The organism is Hymenobacter roseosalivarius DSM 11622 (genome assembly GCF_900176135.1).
Taxonomy (GTDB): domain Bacteria; phylum Bacteroidota; class Bacteroidia; order Cytophagales; family Hymenobacteraceae; genus Hymenobacter; species Hymenobacter roseosalivarius.
On the sequence record NZ_FWWW01000091.1, the window covers coordinates 26,808 to 48,563 of the forward strand.

Sequence of the window (21,756 nt, forward strand, 5' to 3'; positions counted from 1 at the left end):
TAATTTTTTATATAAAGGCAAATTATAGAAATTGGCAATCCAAGCATACTAAGTCTTTCGTAACTGCCCGCGTGATTACCCGCGACTATTTTTCATTTTACGCTGCCGAAACCGAGCAAAGTGTACTGACGCGTCGGCATCGCGCATGGGTAGCACTCTATGCCTTGGCCGCCGGACAGGGGCCACGGGCTGAGGTACTGGGCCTGAATGAAGTAACGGAGGCCGATTTGCTGGAGTTTGAGGCTAGCTGGCGTCAACTCAAGCGGCACAATACCCCTCAGCTAACTCGATAATCTGCTTCCCACAGCTGTAGCTTCGTGTACAAAGGGTAAGGTTCAGCAGCAAAGGTCGTTTCGCCTATTTGCCGGATGGATCGCAGCGAAGCCACGTTGGCGGTAAATACTGCCTCGGCTGTCAGTAGCTCTTCAGCCAAATAAAGCCCTTCTTCGGTAGGTAAGCCCTGTAGTTGAGCCGTGCGCAGCAAATGAGTGCGGCGCACGCCGGCCACGCAACCCGTGCTAAGAGTCGGCGTGTAAAGACAGCCGTTCTTAAACCAGAAAATAGCGGCTGCTCCTGCTTCGGCTACGTGACCGGCACTATCTAGCAGAATAATCTCATCGAGACCACGGGCCGCCCGTTCGCGGGCTGCAAGCACGTACGTCAGCGCATGGGGGCCTTTGCAAAAGCTCAGCGGTGAGAGGTGGGTGTGCACTTGCTGGCTGAAATCGGCTCGTGCACCAGTGGGTGCGGTCGGCTCGTAGGCCACGGCCGTAATCAGGTAGTCGGCGGCGACGGTGGCGGGCGTGTAGAGCCCCGCGCCCGCCCGCCACAGCTGCAGGCGCAGGCGGGCCGCTTTCAGGCCCTGAGTGGCCACCACTTGCTTAAAAATGCCCCCCAGACCTTCCAGGGTAGATAATTCGATCGGTAGAGTCAGCTGAAGCGCCGCCGCCGCCGCCTGCACCCGGTTCAGGTGATAGGCGAGCAGGCGCACCCCGCCATCGGTCCAGATCAGCGTTTCAAAAAAGCCGTCGTTGTAAAACAGGCCCCGATTGGGCAGGGGCAGCGCGAAGGCGGCTTCCTCGCGAAGCTGGCCGTTGAAGATGAGGTAAGACAAACCAGGCGAATGGATGAAAAGTAAGCGCGGAGCCATGTGGTACTACCACTTTGGGCGATAATTATTACAGCAACGAGAACCGCTTGCCGGGCAGGGCTTTCACAACGCCCCGAAACTCCAGTCCCAACAGCAGGCTGGCCGCCTGATTGACGGGCAGCTGCGCTTTCCAACTAAGGTTATCCAGCAGCTCTTCCTGCAACGCCAGCACCTGAATGAGCTTAAACTCTTCCGCCGAAAAATCATCCGCGTCGTAGGTGGCTGGGGAACGTTTTTTGCCGGTTTGGTGCAGGGCCTCATCCCAATTCAGCAGTTCCTCCAGGTCACGGGGCTCGGCATACATGGCTGCTTTGTTGCTTTTGATCAGATGATTACAGCCTTCCGACGTGTCGGTGCCCAGGTTGCCGGGTACGGCCAGCACGTCGCGGTTGTAGCTCAGCGCAATTTCGGCCGTGATGAGCGCGCCACCCTTGCGGGCCGCTTCCACGACCACGGTGCCATCGGAGAGGCCGGCGATAATGCGGTTGCGGGCCGGGAAATTGTAGCGGTCGGGCTGGGTACCGAAGGGAAACTCGGTGAGCAGGCCGCCCTGGGTGAGCATTTTCTCGGCCGTTTTGCGGTGGGCGGCGGGGTAAATAATATCCAGGCCCGTGGCCATGACGCCGATGGTCTCCAGCCCTTCCTGCAAAGCGGCGCGGTGGGCCGTGATATCAATGCCATACGCCAGTCCGCTGACCACTAACGCATTATGGGTTACCATGCCCTGCACGATGCGCTCGGTTTGCTCCCGACCATAGTCGGTGGCCTTGCGGGTGCCGACCAGAGCTACCGTTTTGGGATGGTTGAGGTCGGCGGTGCCTTGATAGTAGAGCAGGGCCGGCGCGTCGGGAATGGTTTTGAGGCGACTGGGGTAGCGCTTGCTGGTATAAAATAACAGCTGTACGCCATCCTTCTCGGCCCGACGCAGGGTGGTTTCGGCCAGGTTAAGTGCTTTACCCCGCTCCGAGCCCGTGAGCGTAGCCACCGTCGTGTTGCCGACGCCCGGAATCTTGCGCAGCTTGCCGGGGGGCAAATGCAGGACGTTTTTGGCCGAGCCGCCATAGCTCATTAGCTGGCGGGTGAGCTGAGGACCAATTCCGGGAAAAAGGGTGAGGGCGACTTCGTAGAATAGCGTATCGTCGGCGGACATGAAGTGATAATCGGAGATAGGAGCGAGGAGAGGATAGGGAATCTGCCCAATCAATAACAATGCAGAACAGAGTGATTTGGTAATAATTAGAACGTCATGCTGAGCACGGCGAAGCATCTCTATGAGTAGTAAACTCAGCGAAGCGGGAGAGATGCTTCGACTCCGCTCCGCGGCGCTCAGCATGACTACCTTTAATAAATCATATAGCCAATTACTGTGCTTTGCTGATAGCGTCCAGCTCCTTCTTCATCGTCACCATAAACTTGCGAATCTTCTCCAAGCTCTGAATCACGTCGATTTTTTCCTTGAGCTGGGGGCCTTTTTGCTTCATCAAATCCCGCGCGCCGGGGATGGTGTAGCCGCGCTCCTTCACCAGATGGTAGATGGTGCGGAAGATGTCGATGTCCTGGGGTGTGTAGAGGCGGTTGCCCTTTTTGCTCTTGCGGGGGCGCAATTCTTCAAACTCCGTTTCCCAGAAGCGAATCAGCGAGGGCGCGACGTTGAATTGCGCGGCCACCTCGCCGATGGTGAAGTACTGCTTTTCGATGTCGCGTTCTTTGTAGGGCATGGGGCGAAGTAGGGGCGCGTCGCAACGCGCCTGGCGAAAAAGCAATAAAGGGCCGGCTACGGCAAACTACAACGGGTGCGTTGCGACGCGCCCCTACGTTTCGGTTTACAACCCAAGTCGGCTAACTTTGTCGAAAGCTAATCTCGTCTGAAAGGCGAAAAGTAGCCAAAATTCAGCCAGCCGCCAACTTTCTGGTGGTGCTATTCCATCGTTCAACGACGGGCGCGTGCCACGCGCCCCTACCGCCATGTCACTGCCAACCGCCAGCTCCGTCCGTCAGCAATTCCTCGATTTCTTCGCTTCCAAAGGCCACCACATCGTACCCTCGGCGCCCATTGTGGTGAAGGACGACCCGACGCTGCTGTTCATCAACTCGGGCATGGCCCCGTTCAAGGATTATTTCCTCGGCAACAAGCCCGCGCCCTTCAAACGCATCGCTGATACGCAGAAATGCCTGCGCGTGTCGGGCAAGCACAACGACCTGGAAGAGGTAGGCTACGATACCTACCACCACACCATGTTCGAGATGCTCGGCAACTGGTCGTTTGGCGATTATTTCAAGAAAGACGCCGTTGCCTGGGCCTGGGAGCTGCTCACCGACGTGTATAAGCTGCCCAAAGACCGCCTCTACGTTACCTATTTTGAAGGCGATAAAGGCGACGGCCTCGGCGCCGATACCGAGACCCAGGAACTGTGGCGGCAGTACGTGGCCGAGGAGCGCATTATGCCCGGCAACAAGAAGGATAACTTTTGGGAAATGGGCGATACCGGCCCCTGCGGCCCCTGCACTGAAATTCACATCGACCTGCGCGACGAGGCCGAAGTAGCCCAAAAATCGGGGCGGGAGCTGGTGAATAACGACCATCCGCAGGTAGTCGAAATCTGGAACAACGTGTTCATGGAATTCCAGCGCCTGGCCGATAAGTCGCTGGTGAAGCTGCCGGCTCAGCACGTCGATACGGGCATGGGCTTCGAGCGCCTTATGATGGCCGTGTCGGGCGTAAAATCGAACTACGACACCGACGTTTTCCAGCCCCTGATTCAGTTCATTGCCAAGGAGGTAGGCCTGGAATACCACGGCACGGCCCCGGCCACCGTGAACGACCAGCCCGCCACGGAGAATGAAAAAACGGACATTGCCATCCGCGTAATCGCCGACCATATCCGCACCATCAGCTTCACCATTGCCGACGGCCAGTTGCCCAGCAATGTGAAGGCCGGCTACGTGATTCGCCGCATTCTGCGCCGCGCCGTGCGCTATGCTTTCTCGTCGCTGAATCAGAAGCAGCCCTTCCTATACAAGTTGGTGCCCGTGCTGGCTGACCAGATGCGTAATATTTTCCCCGAGCTAAAGCAGCAGCAGCAATTTGTGCAGCGCGTGATTGAGGAGGAAGAAATTGCCTTTTTGAAGACTCTGGAAAACGGTCTGCGCCGCCTGGATGCCTTGGAAGCAACTGCTAAAGCCAACGGCAACCGCATCGACGGTGCCACGGCTTTTGAGCTGTCGGATACCTTCGGCTTCCCCCTGGACCTTACCGCTCTCATTGCCCGCGAAAAGAGCCTGACCGTGGATGAGGAAGGCTTCAAGAAAGAACTGGAAGCCCAGAAAAGCCGCTCGCGCAACGCTCAGGAGGCCGAGCAGAGTGACTGGACCATCGTAACCGAATCGGAGGAGCAGCCCGCATTTGTGGGCTACGACTTGGAGGAAGCGCCGGCCCGCATTCTGCGCTACCGCCGCACCGACCGCAAAGGCAAAACCGAGTATCAGGTCGTACTCGACCAAACGCCGTTCTATGCGGAGTCTGGGGGGCAAATTGGCGACACGGGGTATCTGGAGTCGGACTTGTCGAAGGTGCGGGTGATTGACACGAAAAAGGAAAATGACCTGATCGTGCACACTATGCTGGATTTGCCCGAAGACCTGAGCGCCGAGTTCATCGGCCGCATCGACCACGCCCGCCGCGACCAAATCCGCCGCAATCATACGGCTACGCACTTGCTGCAAGCCGCTCTGCGCGAGGTAGTAGGCCCCCACGTCGCCCAAAAAGGCTCGTTAGTAAACGAAAAGCTCCTGCGCTTCGACTTCAGCCACTTCACCAAAGTAACCGACGACCAGCTGCGCCAGGTGGAAACGCTGGTAAATGAGCGCATCCGCCAGCAAATCCCGCTGGATGAGCGCCGCAACGTGCCTATTGCCGAGGCGAAAGAGCTGGGCGCCACGGCCTTATTCGGGGAGAAATACGGCGACTTCGTGCGCGTCATCACCTTCGACCGGGACTTCTCCGTGGAACTCTGCGGCGGTACCCACGTGCGCACCACCGGCGACATCGGCTTCTTCAAAATCACTTCTGAGTCGGCGGTAGGAGCCGGCGTGCGCCGCATCGAAGCCGTAACGGCCGAGGCTGCCGAAGCTTACGTGAACCAGCAGCTAGATTTGCTTCAGCAGGTGCGCGAGGCACTGGGCAACCCACAACATTTGCTGACCAGCATCGAAAAGCAAACGGAAGAAATTGCTGGCCTGCGCAAGCAGATTGAGCAGTTTGCCTTGCAAAGCATCAATCAGCAAAAGGACCAGCTTGCGGCCCAAGTAAAGTCGTTGAACGGCGTGAACTTCCTCGCCGCTCAGGTACAGGCCAACTCGGCAGACGGATTGAAAACATTAGCTTTCAACCTGCGTCAAGCTGTGCCCAATCTCGTATTGGTACTAGGCGCTGAAATAGACGGAAAGCCTCAATTGGCGGTAATGCTGGCCGATGAATTAGCTGCGGGGGGCAAATTAAATGCTTCCACGCTGGTGCGCGAGCTGGCCAAGGAAATTCAGGGCGGCGGTGGCGGTCAGCCGTTCTTCGCTACGGCTGGCGGGAAGAACGTGGCTGGTCTTGGCGCGGCTATTGGGAAGGCGGAGGAGCTTATAGCTAATAATAGAGACCTTAAGATAGACCTTATGCCTGATTACCCTCTCTAGAATACTATGGAAGAAGTATTAGTAATACTTACCAGGTATGGCCCAGCTTTAAGTGCAGTCGGTGCAGCAGTAGCTTTTGTTTGGACAATCATTCAATTTCTGTCTGTTCGAGGACGTGAGGCGAAAACAAGGGAGTTTGAAGTTTTTCATCGGTTGATAAAGGAATTAGTCGAACCACCATCCGCTGATGGCTCATTGTATGTAGATCGACAATGCGCAATTATGTTTGAGTTGAGATTTTTTCCGCGCTATTATCCGTTTACAAAAAGAACGTTACTTGGGTTGAGGAGCAGATGGTCAAAACTGGAAGGGGTTTATGATCGACTCATAGACGAATTGGATATTACAATAGGCTGTATAGACGACCATCCGCCTAAATTCCAGCGATTATTTAAGAAAAAGAGCTACTGAATTTCGACGCTTTAACTTGATTGCTATATGCGAATCACATTCGAAGTACCCGACAATCGCGCCGAGTTCATTCTGGAATTGCTACGCAGCCTGCCGTTCGTGAAAAATCCGCGTTCTAAGCCTGCTTCGAAAGCTGCTCAGATGGACACCACCGAATACCTGTTAGCTTCGCCAGCCAACGCTGAGCACTTGCGCGAGTCACTCGCACAGCTACAGCGGGGACAAACGGTACAGGTAGCTATTCCGGTGGAGTGAGAAACGTAGTTTTCTCAGCGAATTCCTTTGAGCATTACCAATACTGGCAGGAGACCGACCAAAAAATTCTGCGCAAGCTCAATCAATTGCTACGTGAGTGTCAGCGAATGCCTTTCGCGGGAACCGGCAAGCCCGAGCCGCTGAAAGGTGAGTTGGCAGGGCTGTGGTCGCGGCGCATCACCCAGGAGCACCGTTTAGTATACAGGGTCGACTCAACTAATGTGTTCGTAGCTTCCTGCCGCTACCACTACGAGAAATAAAAGGTAGTCAGCGTGTCCTACCTTCGCATTATAAATCAGCGCAATCAGCTGTAAAATCAGCGTAAATCTGCGATTCATGGACGAAGCAATAAAATCGAAATACCAGCCTGTTATCGGCCTGGAAGTGCACGCGCAGCTGCTCACGCACAGCAAAATGTACTCGTCGGACGAGAATGAGTACGGCGCGCTGCCCAATCATAACCTGTCGGTTATCACGCTGGGCCACCCCGGCACGCTGCCGCGGGTGAATTACTCGGCCGTGGAGTTTGCCATGAAAATGGGCCTGGCTACCAACTGCCAGATTACCCGCGACAACCTGTTTGCCCGCAAAAACTACTTCTATCCCGACCTGCCCAAGGGCTACCAGATTACCCAGGATAAAACCCCCATCTGCACCCAAGGCCACGTCCCGATTCGGCTGAGTGATGGCACCACGCGGGAAATCGGGGTGACGCGCATTCACATGGAGGAAGACGCGGGCAAGAGCATGCACCTGGCGGGTGAGGTGGAAACGCTGGTGGATCTGAACCGCGCCGGCGTGCCGCTGATTGAGATTGTGTCGGAGCCGGACATTCGCAACGCGGAGGAAGCCTACGCTTATCTGGCCGAAATCAAGAAGCTGGTGGTGTACCTGGGCATTTGCGACGGCAACATGGAGGAAGGCTCCCTGCGCTGCGACGCCAATATTTCGGTGATGCTGCACGGGGCCGATAAGTTCGGTACCAAGGTAGAGGTGAAGAACATGAACTCCTTTCGCAACGTGCAGCGGGCCATCGAGCACGAGATCGAGCGGCAGATTGCCATCCTGGAAGCCGGCGAAACCATCGACAGCGAAACGCGCGGCTTCGACGCGGCCACGGGCACGACCAGCGGGCAGCGGAGCAAGGAGACGATGAACGACTACCGCTACTTCCCCGAGCCGGATTTGCCCCCCGTGGTCGTTGACGATGCCTGGCTGCACCGCGTGCAGGCCGAGTTACCGGCCCTGCCCCAGCAGCTCTACGCCCGCTTCACCGGCGAACTGGGTTTGTCAGACTACGACGCCTCGGTGCTCACCGATCAGAAGGAAGTAGCCTTGTACTTCGATGAGCTGACCCGCTTGACGACCAACGCCAAAGCCGCCGCCAACTGGGTGATGGGTCCGGTGAAATCGTACATGAATGAGCGTGCTTTGCCCTTGGCCGAGTTTCCACTGACCACGCAGCACCTGGCCGATATTATTCAGCTTATCGACGAGAATAAGATCAGCCACTCGGTCGCCTCCAAGCAGCTTTTTTCATATTTGCTGGAAAACCCCGACAAAAGTGCCGCCCAGGCCGCCCAAGAGCAGAACCTACTGCAGGAATCGGACGAGGCGGGCTTGCTGGCGATGGTCGAGCAGGTATTGGCGGCCAACCCCGGCAAAGTAGCCGAGTACCGCGCCGGCAAGAAAGCCCTGACCGGCATGTTTATGGGCGAGTTGATGAAGCTGACCGGCGGCAAGGCTGACCCAAAAGTTGCCAATCAGCTGCTGCGCCAGAAGCTTGACGCCTAGCGTGTGAGTTTAAGGAGAGGAGACACAACTATGTGTCTCTACCTCGTTCTAGCTTTTAAGTGTCAGCTTAGCGGAAACTCGGGGTTACGCGAGGAACCTCAGCCGTTTAAATCGGTTTAGAGTGAATATTCCCTGGTCTGATCAGGATTTTTAACGGAGAGAATGAAGAAAATGAAGAGTATTCTGCTAATAACTGCCGTGCTGGGCATGGCTAACGCTTGTAATCGGGCCACGGCCCCAACCTCTGATACCGCTAACGGCGGTAATGGGGAGAGCTACCAAGTGAGTGGGCAGCTAACGAATGCTCCGGCGGGCACCAAAGTGTACCTCGCTGAGCTGGGCGAAACGCAGTTTATTTCCCGCGATACGGCCACCGTTGATGAGAAAGGCGCTTTCACTATGAAAGGCAGCGTGCCTGAAGCCGGCCTGTATCAGCTTAAAACGGACGATGCCAACCAGGTGCTGCTGGCTCTCAACAATGGCAGCCAGGTGCAGGTAAGCGGGGATGCTACCCAACTAAGCACCAGCTACACGGTAAAAGGCTCGCCCGATTCGGAGCTGCTTCAGCGTCTGATGCGCGAGCTGGACAAAACCAAAAAAACGGTGGAAAGCCTGGGCGAGCGTTACAATCAGGCGGCGCAAGCGGGCCGCGAGGATACGATGCGGGCCATTAGAGAGCGTTTCACCACGGTGCAGGCCCGCAATATTGCTGGTATCAAGAACTTAGTGCGGCAAAATCCGAACTCGGTGGTGTCGGCTTTCGTGGTGGGGAGCGTGCTGAATCCGGATGAGCAGTTTCCGTTCGCTGATTCCATGGCGGCGCAGTTCAAGAAGACCCTGCCTGACTCGCGCTACACGCAGTCGTTGGTGACGCGGCTGGACGTGCTGCGCCCCACGGCCGTAGGCGTGGTAGCCCCCGATATCAAGCTGGCCTCGCCCACTGGTGCGCCCGTGGCGCTGAGCAGCCTGCGCGGCAAGTACGTGCTGATTGACTTCTGGGCTTCGTGGTGCGGCCCATGCCGGCAGGAAAACCCCAACGTGGTACGTATGTACAATAAGTACAAAAGCAAAGGCTTCGAGATTTACGGCGTCTCCTTCGACCAAGATAAAACCAAGTGGGAGAAAGCCATTGCCAAAGACGGCCTTACCTGGACGCACGTTTCGGATCTGAAAGGCTGGGAAAGCGCTGCCGGCCAAACCTATGGCGTGAAATCAATTCCTCAAACGCTGCTGCTGGATCCGCAGGGCCGCATCATCGCCAAAAACCTACGCGGCGCGGAGCTGGAAGAAAAGCTGAAGTCAGTGCTGGCTGCTAATTAAGGTTCTGAACTGTCATAGATAAAAAGTCCCCCAGAGGATTTCTGGGGGGCTTTTTATGTCTTCTGGAAAAGGCGGTCATGCTGAGTTTGTCGAAGCATCTCGCGGGTTTAACAGGATTACCAATCAGACATCAGCACGCGAGATGCTTCGCGCTGCTCAGCATGACCGCCTGTATTTATTATGAATGATCAAACCGCGTTCTAACTCAAAAACATACGCTGCATAGCTTGCCAGAGGAGCTTTTTGCGGCTGGTATCTTCCTCTAATAACTCGATTTCGGCGGCGGGCAGGTAGGCCACATCATTTACCAGCAGCACAGGCTCATAAAGCTGCGTCTTGTACACGGCCACATCGAGCAGGTTTTTGCCGAAGCCAATGATCTGCTTGGCGGCCAGCTTCTGACGCAACGTGCTCAGGGCCACGGGTAAATTTGATTCCACGTTTATCAGCACCACATCTTCCACAATCAGGCGGATAGCCTTGAGCAGGTTGTTCAGAAACACGTTTTTGGGCAGCCGCCGAAACCGCTCCGGGTCCATGCGCACGATGATAACAAGGCCGTTGGCATTGCTGCCCAAGGTGGAATAAGGCGTTTCGGTAAGTGGCGGGGCCGTACGCTGCGGCTGGTCCGGCACGGGTGGGACAGGCGGAGCAGGAGCAGGGCTTGCCGGAGCCGCAACAGCAGGCGTGGGGGGCAAATTCAGCCCGGCTAAGGAAGGCAGCTTCGCGGGCGCAACCGGCTTCACCGCCACAGGTGGAGCAGATACAGGCGGTGCCGGTACTGCGGGCGGCGAAGGAAGCTGGGGGGCAAAAACGGGCGCTACCATAGCCGCAACAGGCTCAGCGGCAGCAGGTGCCGCAGTAGCTACTGCGGGTAGCTGGGGGGCATTTTCAGCCGCCTCCGCCACCACGTACAGGGATACGTTGGTATAGAAGTTCTGAAAAAAAGCCAGCGATGCCTCGTGCATGGGTGAGTGGTGAAGTGGTGAGTGGTGAGTGGTGAGATGGCAAAGAACGAAGCACATTGCTCACTGTCCATTGCTCACTATTCATTCTTCATTAAGCAACGCGTCTTACTCCAACTCAAAAATCGCCTTTAGCTCGGTGGCCTCTTCGGGCTTCATGCGGCCACCGAGTACCAGGCGCAATTGCCGCCGCCGCAGCGCCCCATCGTATAGTTTAATTTCCTCTTCCGTTTCGGCCACGGCTTCCGGCACGTCAATCGGGCGGCCCGATTGATCCACGGCCACGAAGGTGAAGAAGGCTTCGTTAGATTTGATTTTGGTGCCCGTCGGGATGTCCTCGGCCCACACGTTGATGTGTACTTCCATCGACGAGCTGAACGAGCGCGTCACCTGGGCCTGCAAGGTCACCACGTTGCCGAGGCGAATGCCAGAGCTGAACGATACATTGTCCACGGAAGCCGTCACGACGATGCGGTTGGAGTGTTTCTGGGCCGAAATAGCGGCGGCAATGTCCATCAGGTGCATCATGCGGCCGCCCATCAGGTTGTTGAGCGTATTGGTATCGTTGGGCAGCACCAGCTCGGTCATATTCACGAACGAGTCTTTGACGGGCTTCTGTTTACGCATTGGGGTAGTGATAATAGGCGTATGAAGCCGCGAAGATAGGTGCCCGGAGCGGGTATGCCCACCATTTAGCCGCAAAACGGGTGCTAAGGCTTTGCCAAAAGAGCTTTCAATTTTTCCTCAATAGGCCCTAAGTCTCTGCCTCTTTCCAGCACGATACCTTGCTTATCCAGCAGTAAATAAGTAGGAAACCCTGTGATGTTATATTGCTCAATCACGCCTTTATCTCCTTTTAGCTCCGAAAGCTGGGTCCAGTTGGCCTGATGCTTCCGAATGGCTGCCATCCACAATTTCTTATCGTCGGCCGCTTCCATTCCAATGCCAACTACCGCCAGTTCACGAGCATACTGAGACTGTAAGGCTTTAAGGTGAGGCATTGCCCTGATGCAGGGGCCGCACCAGTGTCCCCAGAAATCGAGCAGCACGTACTGGCCCTTAAAGCGGTCAAGCGATACGGCTACCCCGGCAGTATCGGGCATGGTAAAGCCCGGCACCGGCCGACCTACGATGGGCTGATTTTTCAGTATTAATAAGCGGCGCGCCACTTTCTGACCCTGCGGGCTAGCCTGCACACTCGCCGATAAGCCGCGCAGCAGTTGTTCGTATTCAGCGGTAGGTTTGTCGTCGTAAATGGCTTGCAAGTACAGCAGGTTGGCGCTGGTGCGGCTCTGCGGGTGAGCTTTTATAAAATTAAGAGTAGGTCGCTGCGCCAACTGCCGCAAAGCAAGCATGGAATCAGGATGAGCGACCATTCGCTGATTAAATTTCCAACCAATCTGTTGATTGTATTGTGTAAGCAAAGCATTCTCAGGAGTGCCTACTATTGTCAGCTGGGCTGGCTTATTTATTGAGCCCGTGGCTGTTAGCTTGCCTGGCTCATGCCAGAATTGTGTAAAGCGCGGACCAGCGATATATAGAGTGAAAGTGCCGTCGTCGCTGGGGTGCGCTACGTAGCTGAAACGATCATTAATGGCGCGCACCGTATCCTGATGCGACTTGCCATCACGTTCATAAGAGAATACTATGGCCTTGTTACCAAGCCCTTTAATATTGCCCGTAACCTGGCAGGGGCGGGGCTTATGAGCAAAAGAGGGCGCGATGGCTACACCAAACAGTGCGAAAAGAATACCGTATTTAAGCATAATAGAATGGCCATAGAAAAGATTTAAGAATAAATATAGGTGGTTAAATATGGTATACTATAACGTTCTTTTATTCGGCCAGCTTACCCACCCCAGCCGGCCCGGCCCAGCAGCGGCACAAACCGAAACTCCTCGAATATCTCCCGCGAAAACTCATCCTCGCTTTCCCTCACCACGCGCATCATGCGCTGCGCCTGCGCATCACCCACCGGAATAACCAGCGCGCCGCCCACGCGCAGCTGCCGCAGCAACGGCCGCGGAATAGTAGGCGAGCCAGCCGTCACCAGAATCTTGTCGAAGGGCGCTTGCTCGGGTAGGCCCAGCGAACCGTCTCCGCAGACCAGATGAGCGTGCTGATGCAAAGCGGTCAGGCGCTTACGGGTACCTTCAAATAATACCGGATTGTACTCAATGCTGTAGACGTGGGGCGTGAGCTGGAGCAGCACGCAGCACTGATAGCCCGAGCCGGTGCCTATTTCCAGTACCTTGTCGTGGGGTGCTAAGCGGAGCAGCTCGGTTTGGTAAGCTACCGTGTAGGGCTGCGAGATGGTCTGGCCTTCGCCAATCGGGAAGGCCTTGTCCTGATAGGCGTGGGTCTGAAAAGCCGGCGCGAAAAAAAGGTGACGCGGCACGGTGCCCAAGGCCGCGAGCACCCGGTCGTCGCAAATGCCCTTGCGGCGAAGCTCTTCCACGAGGGCACGGCGTAGGCCGCGGTGCCGGTAGCTGTTAGCGTCCATGAGATGAATACGGGATAGGTAGGGGCAGGAGGCCGGAAAATTCCGCTTTAATGCTCTACCTTTGACTACTCCGAGAGAAAGCAAAATTGCCCCCCAACGCAGCTCTGACGGCGAAATTACGCTTTCGTCGCCATTGCCACCCCACCACCTATTGTTGCCGGCCCGCGAGGTCCGGCTTGCTTGTCCGCCCTTGATTCGTACCATCCAAAAGCTGAAGCTGATAGGCGCCGACTTCGGTGCGGCCCTCCTGGCATGGATATGTTTTTTTCTGCTGCGCAAATACCTGCTCAGCGAAATCAATGCGGGCTACGTTTTCACTGAAAGCGTACTATTCTCGCTCACCGGCTCGGCCCTCGTTATTGCCTCCTTCTGGCTTGTCCTCTATGCCCTGATTGGGGAGTACCGCGACATTTTTCGTAAATCCCGCCTGGCTGAAATCATCGGGCTGGCGCGGGTATCAGTGATTGGGGCGATTGTTATTTTCTTCACTTTCCTGCTCGATGACGAAGGCGTAAGCAGCTACCAGCTCTATTATAAGACAATTTCGGCGTACTTCCTGCTGCATTTCTTTATCACGGCGGTGCTGCGTACCTGGGCCGTGAGCAGCGTGCAGAAGCTGGTGCGCGGTGGGGTAATCTCATTTAATACTCTGCTGGTCGGCTCCAACGCCCTGGCCCACGATACCTACCACGAGCTGGCGCGTACCAGTCGCCATCTGGGCCTCAAACTCGTCGGATTTACGCCCGTGGGCGACACCATAGATGAGGCCCTGGCCGCCGCCCTGCCCCGCCGCGGCAGCTACCAGCGCCTGCCGGCTCTCATCCGGGCCCTGCACATCGAGCAGGTGGTCATTGCCATCGAGCCCAGCGAGCACCGCATGATTCAGGAGCTGCTGGCGCTGCTGGAAGGCACGACCGCCCGCGTGAGCGTGCTGCCCGACCTCTACCAGATGCTGCTGGGCTCGGTGAAGGTAAATCACCTGTTTGGCACTCCCCTTATCGAGATAAAGCAGGATTTGCTGCCGCTGTGGCAACAGATTTTGAAGCGACTGATCGATGTAGTCGGCTCAGGCTTGTTTTTGCTGCTGGCCTGGCCGGGGTATGCCATTACGGCCGTTATGGTTAAGCTATCCTCGCCGGGGCCCGTCTTTTATGCGCAGGAGCGCATCGGGCACCACGGGGTGCCGTTTCGGATATATAAGTTTCGCTCCATGTATGTGGACGCTGAAGATTGCGGCCCCGCCCTCAGTTCCGACCGCGACCCGCGCATTACGCCCTGGGGCCGCTTTATGCGCAAGGTGCGCCTCGACGAGCTGCCCCAGTTCTGGAACGTGATTAAGGGCGATATGAGCATCGTGGGACCGCGCCCGGAGCGTCAGTTTTTTATCAACCAGATTACCAAAATTGCCCCCCATTACCGCCATCTGCACCGCGTCCGTCCCGGCCTGACCTCGCTGGGCCAGGTGAAGTACGGCTACGCCGAAACCGTTCCGCAAATGGTCGAACGCCTTAAATTTGATATTCTCTACATCGAGAATATGAGCCTGGCCATGGACTTTCGGGTGCTCCTCTACACGCTCAAAATCATTATCGAGGGCCGGGGGAAATAATAGTGTATAGCTCTGGTTTATACCTTGGTCTTACCAGTGAAAGGCCGTTTGCGCTAGCTGGAACGAGGTAGAGACGCGCATTCGCGTCTCAATCGTTGTGGTCGTTGTTTGGGCAGAACGGCGCGGTGCCGATCGTTCAACGATTGAGACGCGAATACGCGTCTCTACCTCGTTCCGGCTGACTGCTACAGGACTTCTTTCCGCGGTGTAGCGGGCTCTACCGGCAAATTGGGCAAAGACGGATCGTACTGCTCAATAGCTTCATCCACTGTCGCGACGGTGGTATGACCGCCCAGCATGCGCTCGGCCTGGGCGTGGTCGAGGGCGCCTTCGTTGTGGGCCAGGAAGATGGTGGCTACTCCGTTGCCGATGAAGTTAGTGATGGAGCGCGCCTCCGACATAAAGCGGTCGACGCCCAGCAGCAGGGCCAGACCTTCCACCGGAATAACTTTGATGGCCGTAAGCGTGCTGGCCAGCACCACAAATCCCGAGCCCGTGACGCCCGCCGCGCCTTTGCTGGTTACCATCAGAATACCGATTACCGTCAGAATTTGCCCCCCGGTCAGCGTCACGTTGTACACCTGAGCCAAAAACAGCGTGGCCAGGGAAAGGTAAATGGTGGTGCCATCGAGGTTAAAGGAGTAGCCGGCTGGCACAACCAACCCTACCACTGGTTTGGCGCAGCCCATGCGCTCCAGCTTCTCCATCAGGCCCGGCAAGCCTGCTTCCGAGGAGGAAGTACCCAGCACAATCAACAGTTCCTCTTTGATATAACCCAAAAAGGCCCAAAGCTTAAGGCCGCAGTAGCGCAAAATGGTCCCCAACACCAGAAAAACGAACAGGGCCATGGTGATATACACCGTCACCATGAGCTTGCCCAACGGAATCAGCGTCGCGACGCCGTACTTGCCGATGGTGAAAGCCATGCCGCCAAAGGCTCCGATAGGCGCGAAGCGCATCACCCAGTGCAGGCCCAGAAACACGTAGCGCGAGGCCCAGGTAAGCTGGTCGATGACGGGCTGGCGCCGGGCGTAGCGGCTCAGAAAAATGCCCCCCACGATGGATACGAGCAGGACTTGCAGGGTCAGGTTGTCGGCCAGGAACTGAAGCCAGGAAAACTCACCGGCTTTCTGGGTGTATTGATTGATGCTCGCGCCGTCGGCATTTTGGGGCACCACGCCCGCCCCCGGCTGAATGACGTAGGCCACGCCAATGCCGATAACCAGGGCGAGCGTGGTAACGACTTCAAAGTAAAGCAGCGCCTTGCCGCCAATCCGGCCCACCTTCTTCAAATCGCCCATGCTGCTGATACCCAGGGTGATAGTCAGGAAGATAATGGGGTTGATAAAGAGCTTGACAACACTGATAAAGGCCTTGCCGAGTACGTCCATCTTCACGGCCGTGGCGGGCGCGAAGTGCCCCAGCAATGCCCCGGCTATGATGGCGGTCAGCACCCAGAAGGTAAGGTTGGTGACGATTTTTTTCATGAAATCAACCTGAGGAGAGGTGAGAGGTGAGACATAGCTGGAGCAGCTTTCGGCTTGGTGTAGAGACGCATAGTTGCGTTTTGGCTAAACGCCATAAAGCCAGTCGTTAGCTGCGCTGATCTTCGATTCAACGACAAGACGCAATTATGCTTCTCTACTTGGTAAACCACCAGCCCAGCAGTGCCAGCAACGGCAAAGAAAGCGGAATTCCCAGGCCCACCATTTGAGCGGCCAGGGGCGGGTCGAGGCCGTAGCGCTCCGCCACGACCGCCGCCGTATTCATGGGGCCAATAGCGGCTCCCAGTATGCAAAGATCCACCACGCGGCCGTGCTGATGGGCGGCGGCCTGGTAGAGGCCATAGATGAGCAGCGGGGCCACAAGCAGCTTATACGATAAGCCCAACACCAGCGGGCGGGCCTGCGCCGGCGGCACTCTCAGATTCATCTGCAAGCCCACCGAGAGCAGCGCGATAACCGGAAAGGGGCCGCTTATTTTTTCCAGCACCCCGCGCACTAGCTCCGGGTGCTGGTACCCGGCCGCGTTGGCTACCATCGCCAGCACGAAGGCCAGAAAGGGCGGGAACCGCAGCACGTTGCGGAACATTGCCCCCCACGAGGGCTCGGCGGCTCCGTACCAGGAGGCTACCGCTACGCCCAGCGTGACGCCCACCAGAAACGAGCCGGCCTGGCTCATCATAATGCCCAGCTCCAGCCCTTCGCGCCCGTACAGCAACTCAAAAATCGGGAAGCCGACAAACGAGGTGCTGCTGATGCCTCCCGTCAGAATCAGGGCCCCGATGGTGGCCCGCGACAGCTTCATTCGCCGGCCCACGGCCTCAAAGAACAGATAGCCAGCCCCAAAAATCAGCCACGGGGCCAGTACCGGCAGCAGAAAATGACTGTCGAGCCGGGCCACGGCCAGATGCAGAAAGGTAAGCGCCGGCATGAACACCATCACCAGCAGCTGGTTGAGCACGCCAGCCGCCCCCACCGGCACCAGCCCCCACCGCCGCAGCGCCGCCCCGGCGCCCAGACACAGCAGCAGTAAGGTGAGGTTAGTCATTTTTTAAAGGTGAGAGGCGAGCGGTAAGAAACAATTGTCATCCTGAGGAACGAAGGACCTTATTACATTAGCACAAGTCGTCATTTCGCTGGTCGCTCACTTGTGATAAGGTCCTTCGTTCCTCAGGATGACAGACTTTATTGCTTCCCTTTCTAAAAGGTCAGCGTCACGTTGGTGTAGTAATATGCCCCATTGAAGCCGAACTGGGCTACGTTGCGGGAGTAGGGGATTTCGCCATTGGAGTAGCTGCCGAAGCGGGCGGCATCCACCCGGTCGGGGTAAACGTTGGTGAGGTTGTTGGCACCCACGGATACGGAAACCGCCTTGACCGGCGTGTACACCAGCGCCAGGTCGAACAGGGTTTTGCCCTCAAATTTCTGGCTGATGTGGGGTACGTATACCGTGGCTCCGCTTACCACGCGATTGGCGGGCTTTTCGTAGGCCGTTACTGGCCCGAAGTAGGAGGCGCGGGGCGTGAGGCTAAACTTGCCCACCTGGTAGGTGACCGAGAACAGCACTTTCTGACGCGGCTGGGCCTGCTCAATCAGCCCGATGCTGACTGTGTCGATGAGCAGAATGCGGTTGGTGGTGCCGGCCTGCAGCTCTGCCGGCGTATTGCTGGTGCGCACGATGTTGGTGGCGTTGAAGGTCAGGGCCAAGCTGGTGCTCAGGCGGCTGCGGTCACTGATATCGTACTTGTAAGTCGTCACCAGGTCGATGCCGCGGGTACGGGTATCGATGGCGTTGGTGAAAAAGCGGATTTCGCTGATGTTGGCAAAGTCCGGCGTTTGCAGGGCCCGAATGTCACTTTTCACTAGGCGCTCACTATTGATGATGCGGTCCTGAATGTCAATCTGGTAGGCATCGACGGTGAAGAGCAGATCTTCCGTGAGCCGGGCGGCTACGCCGAGGCTGTAGTTCCAGGAAGTTTCGGCCTTGGGGTCGGCTACGCCCAGCGGCACGAGGCGGGGGTCGTTGTTGCGCAGCTGCTTGGTTTGCACGATGGCCCCGGCCTGCACCGTGGAGGTCGATACGCTGTTGAACGTCTGCTGCAAAGAGGGTGCGCGGAAGCCGCGGTTGATGGAGCCGCGCAGGGCAATGCCTTCCGTCAGCTTCATCCGCGAGGCCAGCTTACCCGAGATGTTGGAGCCGAAGTCGGAGTAGTTCTCGTAGCGCAGGGCCGAGGTTACCAGCAGGCGCTCGGTGATGTCGCTTTCCACGTCTACGTACACGCCAATGTTGCTGCGGGTGGTGTTGGTTTCGTCGTCGGGGGCGATGCCGGGCCGGCCGCTGGAGCCGGGGGCCTTGGCAGTGCGGGCGGGCGAAGTAGGCGTGGCCGGCGCGGCCAGCGCGAACGGACCCACCTCGTAGGAGGCGGGGCTGCCTTTTTCCAGCTCAAAGCGGTCAACCCGGAACTGGCTGCCCAAGGCCAGGTTGAAGGACTTGGTACCAAACAGGCCCACGTAGTTGCGCGACACGTTCACCTCGCTCGTGCTCTGCCCAAAGGCGCTGCGGCCCACGTAGAAATCGGTGGGCGAGGCGTTGCCCAGTGAAGGGTTAGCTGTTTTGTTGGCAAACAGGTCGAGGTAGTTGTGGCCGTAGCCCGTGCTGAAATCCAGGTTCCAGCCGCCGGCCAGCTTGCGGTTCAGGCCCACGACGGCCGAGTAGTCGTCGCTGCGACCGGGCAGCTCGGGCAGGTAGCCGTCGGGGTGAATGGGGCTGTAGTTGACGTTGTTGGGCTGGGCATTACGAAAGAAGCCGTAGGCCAGAATATCCTTGCGCGAGTACCCGCCGAAGCTGTACACCGACCAGCCGGCGCTGCCCACCGGCACGCCCAGGTTATAGAAACCCTGGTAGATGTCGGCCTGGTTGCTGCCGTACACGCCTACCTTGAAGGGCTCCCCAACGGGCGGATACACGCCCCGCTCGGCCCGCATGCGGTTCTCGTTGGCAATCTGGGTGGGCGTGGGCGTCGGGTTGGCGGCGGTCAGGGCCGGGAAGGCCGTATAAATGCCCCCCACGTAGTTATCCGAGCGGTCGGTCTGGTTCTGACGCTGGTATTGCAGCGTCAGATTGAGGTAGCCGGGATTGGTTTTGCCCAGCTTAACGCCATAATTGGCCCCCGCCAGGTACTGCGTCCCGTCGCCTTCCTGCGTGACGCCAAACTGGGTTCTGATGGTGGCAACACCCGTGCTTTTATTTAGGCCCAAGTTGATAACCCCGGCAATAGCGTCGGAGCCGTACTGGGCCGCCGCCCCGTCGCGCAGCACTTCAATGCGCTCGATAGCCAGCGACGGCACGGCGTTCAGGTCAGTTACCACGGTGCCGCTACCCACGGTCACGTTCAGGTTGAGGGCCGAAAACTGGTGGCGACGCTTGCCGTCCACGAGCACCAGCACCTGGTCGGGGGAGAGGCCGCGCAGGGTGGCTGGGTCGGCGTAATTGGCCACGCCGTTTACACCGGTTTTGGCGGAGTTGAAAGAGGGAGAATTAAACTGCACCTGCTGGCCGAGATCAACCTGGCCGGTGGCTTGCAGCTCCTTGGCATTGAGTACGTCCACGGGGGCCGGACGTTCCACGTCGGTGCGGGGCAGGCCGCGCGAGCCCACTACCGTTACCTGACCCAGCTCAGTAGTGCTGGATTGCAGGCGCACGTCCAGCGTGGTCCGGTCGCCCACGGCTATCTGCTGGCTTTTGAAGCCAATGGCCGAGACTACCAACGTAGCGCCCGGCTTGACGGTGATGGAAAAGCGCCCGTCGCCGTCGGTGCTGATGCCATTGTTCGTGCCTAGCTCCAGTACCGTAGCGCCCGGAATAGCCTCCCCGCCTTCGCTGGTCACGCGGCCGGTAATGGTGGCATCCACCGCCGTTTTGGGCAAAGGCAAGGGCGCAAGCAGAATGCCGCTGTTTACTACTTCATAGGTAATCTGGAGCGGTCCGAATAAGGATTGCAATACGCCACTGAGCGGCGTATCCACTGCCTGCACCGTCACCTTGCGGTTGGCGCCAATAAGCTGTGGGCTGTACAAAAAGCGCGTGTGCACCTGATTTTCGAGACTAGCTAGGGCCGTGAGCACCGGCTGCTCTTGCACTTGCAGCGTTACATGCTGTTCCAGTACGCTCTGTTCGGTCCGGTCGGCCGCCGCTGCTGGCGCGGCCAGCCCGAGGAACGGCACCAGCGCCAGCACCAGCTGCCGGCAAAGGTGAGTGAGAGGTAGAAGTGATTTCATGAGGTGGGAATGGGTTTGGTGGGATTTGAAGGGTAAGAATTGAGAGATGAATGGAGCAGCCTGCGGAGCCCGGAATCAGGGCTCAGATGGTGCCGGGGGGCTTTTTTAACTAATTCTTCGACCGAGGACGTATTCGCTGGGTGGAGTTTGTTGCCACAGCCTTTGCTGTGAAAAATGACTTTAGTGCCGGCTCGCTCATAGGTAGCGCCCAGCGCTTTGCACAGCAGATCGAGCTTTTCAAACATCGGCTCATCTTTGAAGAGCAGGCGCACGGTGCAGCCCATCAGCACCTCCTCGTCGTAGACGATAGGCACGCCGTAGGCATGCTCCAGGGCTTGGATTACTTCCGTTACCGGCCGGTCGTCGAAGGCGAACGGGCGGGGGATAAGCAGGGCCGGCCGCTCAACCAGCTCCTTGCGCATTTCCAGCACCTGCGGCGAATACGCCACCTGCTGATTAGGCATCAGCTCCAGCGGCGCTGCCATCCGGCCGGCCGCGCTGCCTGCCCCGGATGGGCGCGGACTTACCCGCACCCGGCCGGTACGCACCATCACGAGTGCCTGGGGTTGCTCGGGGTAAGCGCGCACCGTGAAGCTGGTGCCGAGCACGGTGGTTACGACCTTGTCGGTTACCACCAGAAAGGGCTTAACGGGATTGCGCGCAATCTCAAAAAAAGCCTCGCCCTGCAGGAATACCTCCCGCTTCGCATTGGTAAATTGTTGAGGATAGCGCAGGGTGCTGCGTGGCTGCAAGCGCACGGTGCTGCCGTCGGCCAGCGCGAGGCGGACGACCTGGGAAGTAACATTCGTATGCGTAATCCATTGGTTGGCGCTCAGGGATGGCGTCGTGTGAGGAACGGCCAGCCGGGCAGCCGTCACCGGTGCCCGTTGGGGCTGGAGTAGCAGCACGCCGAAGCCTAAACCCAGCACCAGCAGCGCGGCCACGGCCCAACGAAGCGGGTTTAATCGCCACATCGGAAATACTTCGTGGGCTGAGGTTGGGGCCTGAATCACGGTCTCAATCCGATTCCACAGTTTGGCTTTCAAGCGGGCATTATCGGCGAGGCTCAACTCGGTTTGAGAAGCAGCCAGGGCTTCATACCACTGCTCCACCCGCTTTGCCTCGTCTGGGGGGCTTTCTCCGCGCAGATAGCGCTGCAATACAGCCTCTTGGTTTTCTGACTTCATACTCAATGGTAATAAGTAGGGCTACCTTATCAGGTCGGACTTCGTGTGCTCATCCCTTGCCTAAGCCTGAACTATTTTTAGTAGGAATAGGCGGGGGCA

At 57.6% G+C, this 21,756-nt stretch carries 19 protein-coding genes; 8 read left to right on the forward strand and 11 right to left on the reverse strand.

Annotated elements, in window-relative coordinates; translation table 11 throughout:
• Window positions 1-71 precede the first annotated feature (71 nt).
• Entirely contained in the window at window positions 72-293 is a 222-nt protein-coding gene (locus tag B9A24_RS16455) for a hypothetical protein (RefSeq protein WP_084447111.1), read from the forward strand.
• Here B9A24_RS16455 and B9A24_RS16460 read toward each other — a convergent pair.
• The 3 genes from B9A24_RS16460 to B9A24_RS16470 all read right to left on the reverse strand — a co-directional run bounded on the left by B9A24_RS16460 (window position 278) and on the right by B9A24_RS16470 (window position 2,868).
• The gene (locus tag B9A24_RS16460; protein ID WP_084447112.1) at window positions 278-1,150 is read right to left on the reverse strand and encodes an aminotransferase class IV; all 873 of its coding nucleotides are present in this window, start codon (window positions 1,148-1,150) and stop codon (window positions 278-280) included. The genes B9A24_RS16455 and B9A24_RS16460 overlap by 16 nt on opposite strands.
• Before the next feature lie 28 nt (window positions 1,151-1,178).
• Window positions 1,179-2,300, reverse strand: a complete 1,122-nt coding sequence (gene dprA, locus B9A24_RS16465) for a DNA-processing protein DprA (RefSeq protein WP_084447113.1) — start codon at window positions 2,298-2,300, stop codon at window positions 1,179-1,181.
• A gap of 211 nt (window positions 2,301-2,511) precedes the next feature.
• Entirely contained in the window at window positions 2,512-2,868 is a 357-nt protein-coding gene (locus B9A24_RS16470) for a MerR family transcriptional regulator (RefSeq protein ID WP_084447114.1), read from the reverse strand.
• A gap of 247 nt (window positions 2,869-3,115) precedes the next feature.
• Between B9A24_RS16470 and alaS the strand changes: the two genes are divergently transcribed.
• From alaS to B9A24_RS16495, 6 genes are all read left to right on the forward strand, one after another.
• Window positions 3,116-5,833, forward strand: a complete 2,718-nt coding sequence (gene alaS / locus B9A24_RS16475; protein WP_084447115.1) for an alanine--tRNA ligase — start codon at window positions 3,116-3,118, stop codon at window positions 5,831-5,833.
• A gap of 6 nt (window positions 5,834-5,839) precedes the next feature.
• Complete coding sequence (locus B9A24_RS21720; RefSeq protein ID WP_143434989.1) at window positions 5,840-6,244, forward strand: hypothetical protein; 405 nt, start codon at window positions 5,840-5,842, stop codon at window positions 6,242-6,244.
• A gap of 27 nt (window positions 6,245-6,271) precedes the next feature.
• On the forward strand, window positions 6,272-6,499 hold the full coding sequence (locus tag B9A24_RS16480; RefSeq protein ID WP_084447116.1) for a hypothetical protein: 228 nt from the start codon (window positions 6,272-6,274) through the stop codon (window positions 6,497-6,499).
• The gene (locus B9A24_RS16485; RefSeq protein ID WP_084447117.1) at window positions 6,496-6,759 is read left to right on the forward strand and encodes a Txe/YoeB family addiction module toxin; all 264 of its coding nucleotides are present in this window, start codon (window positions 6,496-6,498) and stop codon (window positions 6,757-6,759) included. The genes B9A24_RS16480 and B9A24_RS16485 overlap by 4 nt, the downstream gene beginning before the upstream one ends.
• A 76-nt stretch (window positions 6,760-6,835) precedes the next feature.
• Window positions 6,836-8,293, forward strand: a complete 1,458-nt coding sequence (gene gatB, locus B9A24_RS16490; protein ID WP_084447118.1) for an Asp-tRNA(Asn)/Glu-tRNA(Gln) amidotransferase subunit GatB — start codon at window positions 6,836-6,838, stop codon at window positions 8,291-8,293.
• A gap of 162 nt (window positions 8,294-8,455) precedes the next feature.
• Window positions 8,456-9,613: a TlpA disulfide reductase family protein gene (locus B9A24_RS16495; protein ID WP_084447119.1), complete on the forward strand. Its 1,158-nt coding sequence runs from the start codon at window positions 8,456-8,458 to the stop codon at window positions 9,611-9,613.
• 200 nt (window positions 9,614-9,813) lie between these two features.
• Here B9A24_RS16495 and B9A24_RS16500 read toward each other — a convergent pair whose 3' ends face one another.
• The 4 genes from B9A24_RS16500 to B9A24_RS16515 form a co-directional block, all read right to left on the reverse strand.
• Window positions 9,814-10,581: a hypothetical protein gene (locus B9A24_RS16500; protein ID WP_084447120.1), complete on the reverse strand. Its 768-nt coding sequence runs from the start codon at window positions 10,579-10,581 to the stop codon at window positions 9,814-9,816.
• Between the two features lie 105 nt (window positions 10,582-10,686).
• Window positions 10,687-11,205: an acyl-CoA thioesterase gene (locus B9A24_RS16505; RefSeq protein ID WP_084447121.1), complete on the reverse strand. Its 519-nt coding sequence runs from the start codon at window positions 11,203-11,205 to the stop codon at window positions 10,687-10,689.
• Between the two features lie 83 nt (window positions 11,206-11,288).
• The gene (locus tag B9A24_RS16510) at window positions 11,289-12,344 is read right to left on the reverse strand and encodes a TlpA disulfide reductase family protein (RefSeq protein WP_084447122.1); all 1,056 of its coding nucleotides are present in this window, start codon (window positions 12,342-12,344) and stop codon (window positions 11,289-11,291) included.
• 83 nt (window positions 12,345-12,427) lie between these two features.
• Window positions 12,428-13,081: a protein-L-isoaspartate(D-aspartate) O-methyltransferase gene (locus B9A24_RS16515; protein WP_084447123.1), complete on the reverse strand. Its 654-nt coding sequence runs from the start codon at window positions 13,079-13,081 to the stop codon at window positions 12,428-12,430.
• A gap of 61 nt (window positions 13,082-13,142) precedes the next feature.
• On the opposite strand from B9A24_RS16515, the gene B9A24_RS16520 reads away from it, so the two are divergent.
• A complete protein-coding gene (locus B9A24_RS16520; protein WP_234997394.1) occupies window positions 13,143-14,690 on the forward strand; it encodes a sugar transferase in 1,548 nt (515 codons plus the stop codon).
• 185 nt (window positions 14,691-14,875) lie between these two features.
• Here B9A24_RS16520 and B9A24_RS16525 read toward each other — a convergent pair whose 3' ends face one another.
• The 4 genes from B9A24_RS16525 to B9A24_RS16540 all read right to left on the reverse strand — a co-directional run bounded on the left by B9A24_RS16525 (window position 14,876) and on the right by B9A24_RS16540 (window position 21,657).
• A complete protein-coding gene (locus B9A24_RS16525) occupies window positions 14,876-16,177 on the reverse strand; it encodes a cation:dicarboxylate symporter family transporter (RefSeq protein WP_084447124.1) in 1,302 nt (433 codons plus the stop codon).
• A 154-nt stretch (window positions 16,178-16,331) separates the two neighbouring features.
• Entirely contained in the window at window positions 16,332-17,240 is a 909-nt protein-coding gene (locus B9A24_RS16530) for an AEC family transporter (RefSeq protein WP_084447125.1), read from the reverse strand.
• 152 nt (window positions 17,241-17,392) lie between these two features.
• Entirely contained in the window at window positions 17,393-20,470 is a 3,078-nt protein-coding gene (locus tag B9A24_RS16535; RefSeq protein ID WP_084447126.1) for a TonB-dependent receptor, read from the reverse strand.
• Window positions 20,467-21,657: a FecR family protein gene (locus B9A24_RS16540; protein ID WP_084447127.1), complete on the reverse strand. Its 1,191-nt coding sequence runs from the start codon at window positions 21,655-21,657 to the stop codon at window positions 20,467-20,469. Before B9A24_RS16540 ends, B9A24_RS16535 begins: the two co-directional genes overlap by 4 nt.
• Window positions 21,658-21,756: the final 99 nt, after the last annotated feature.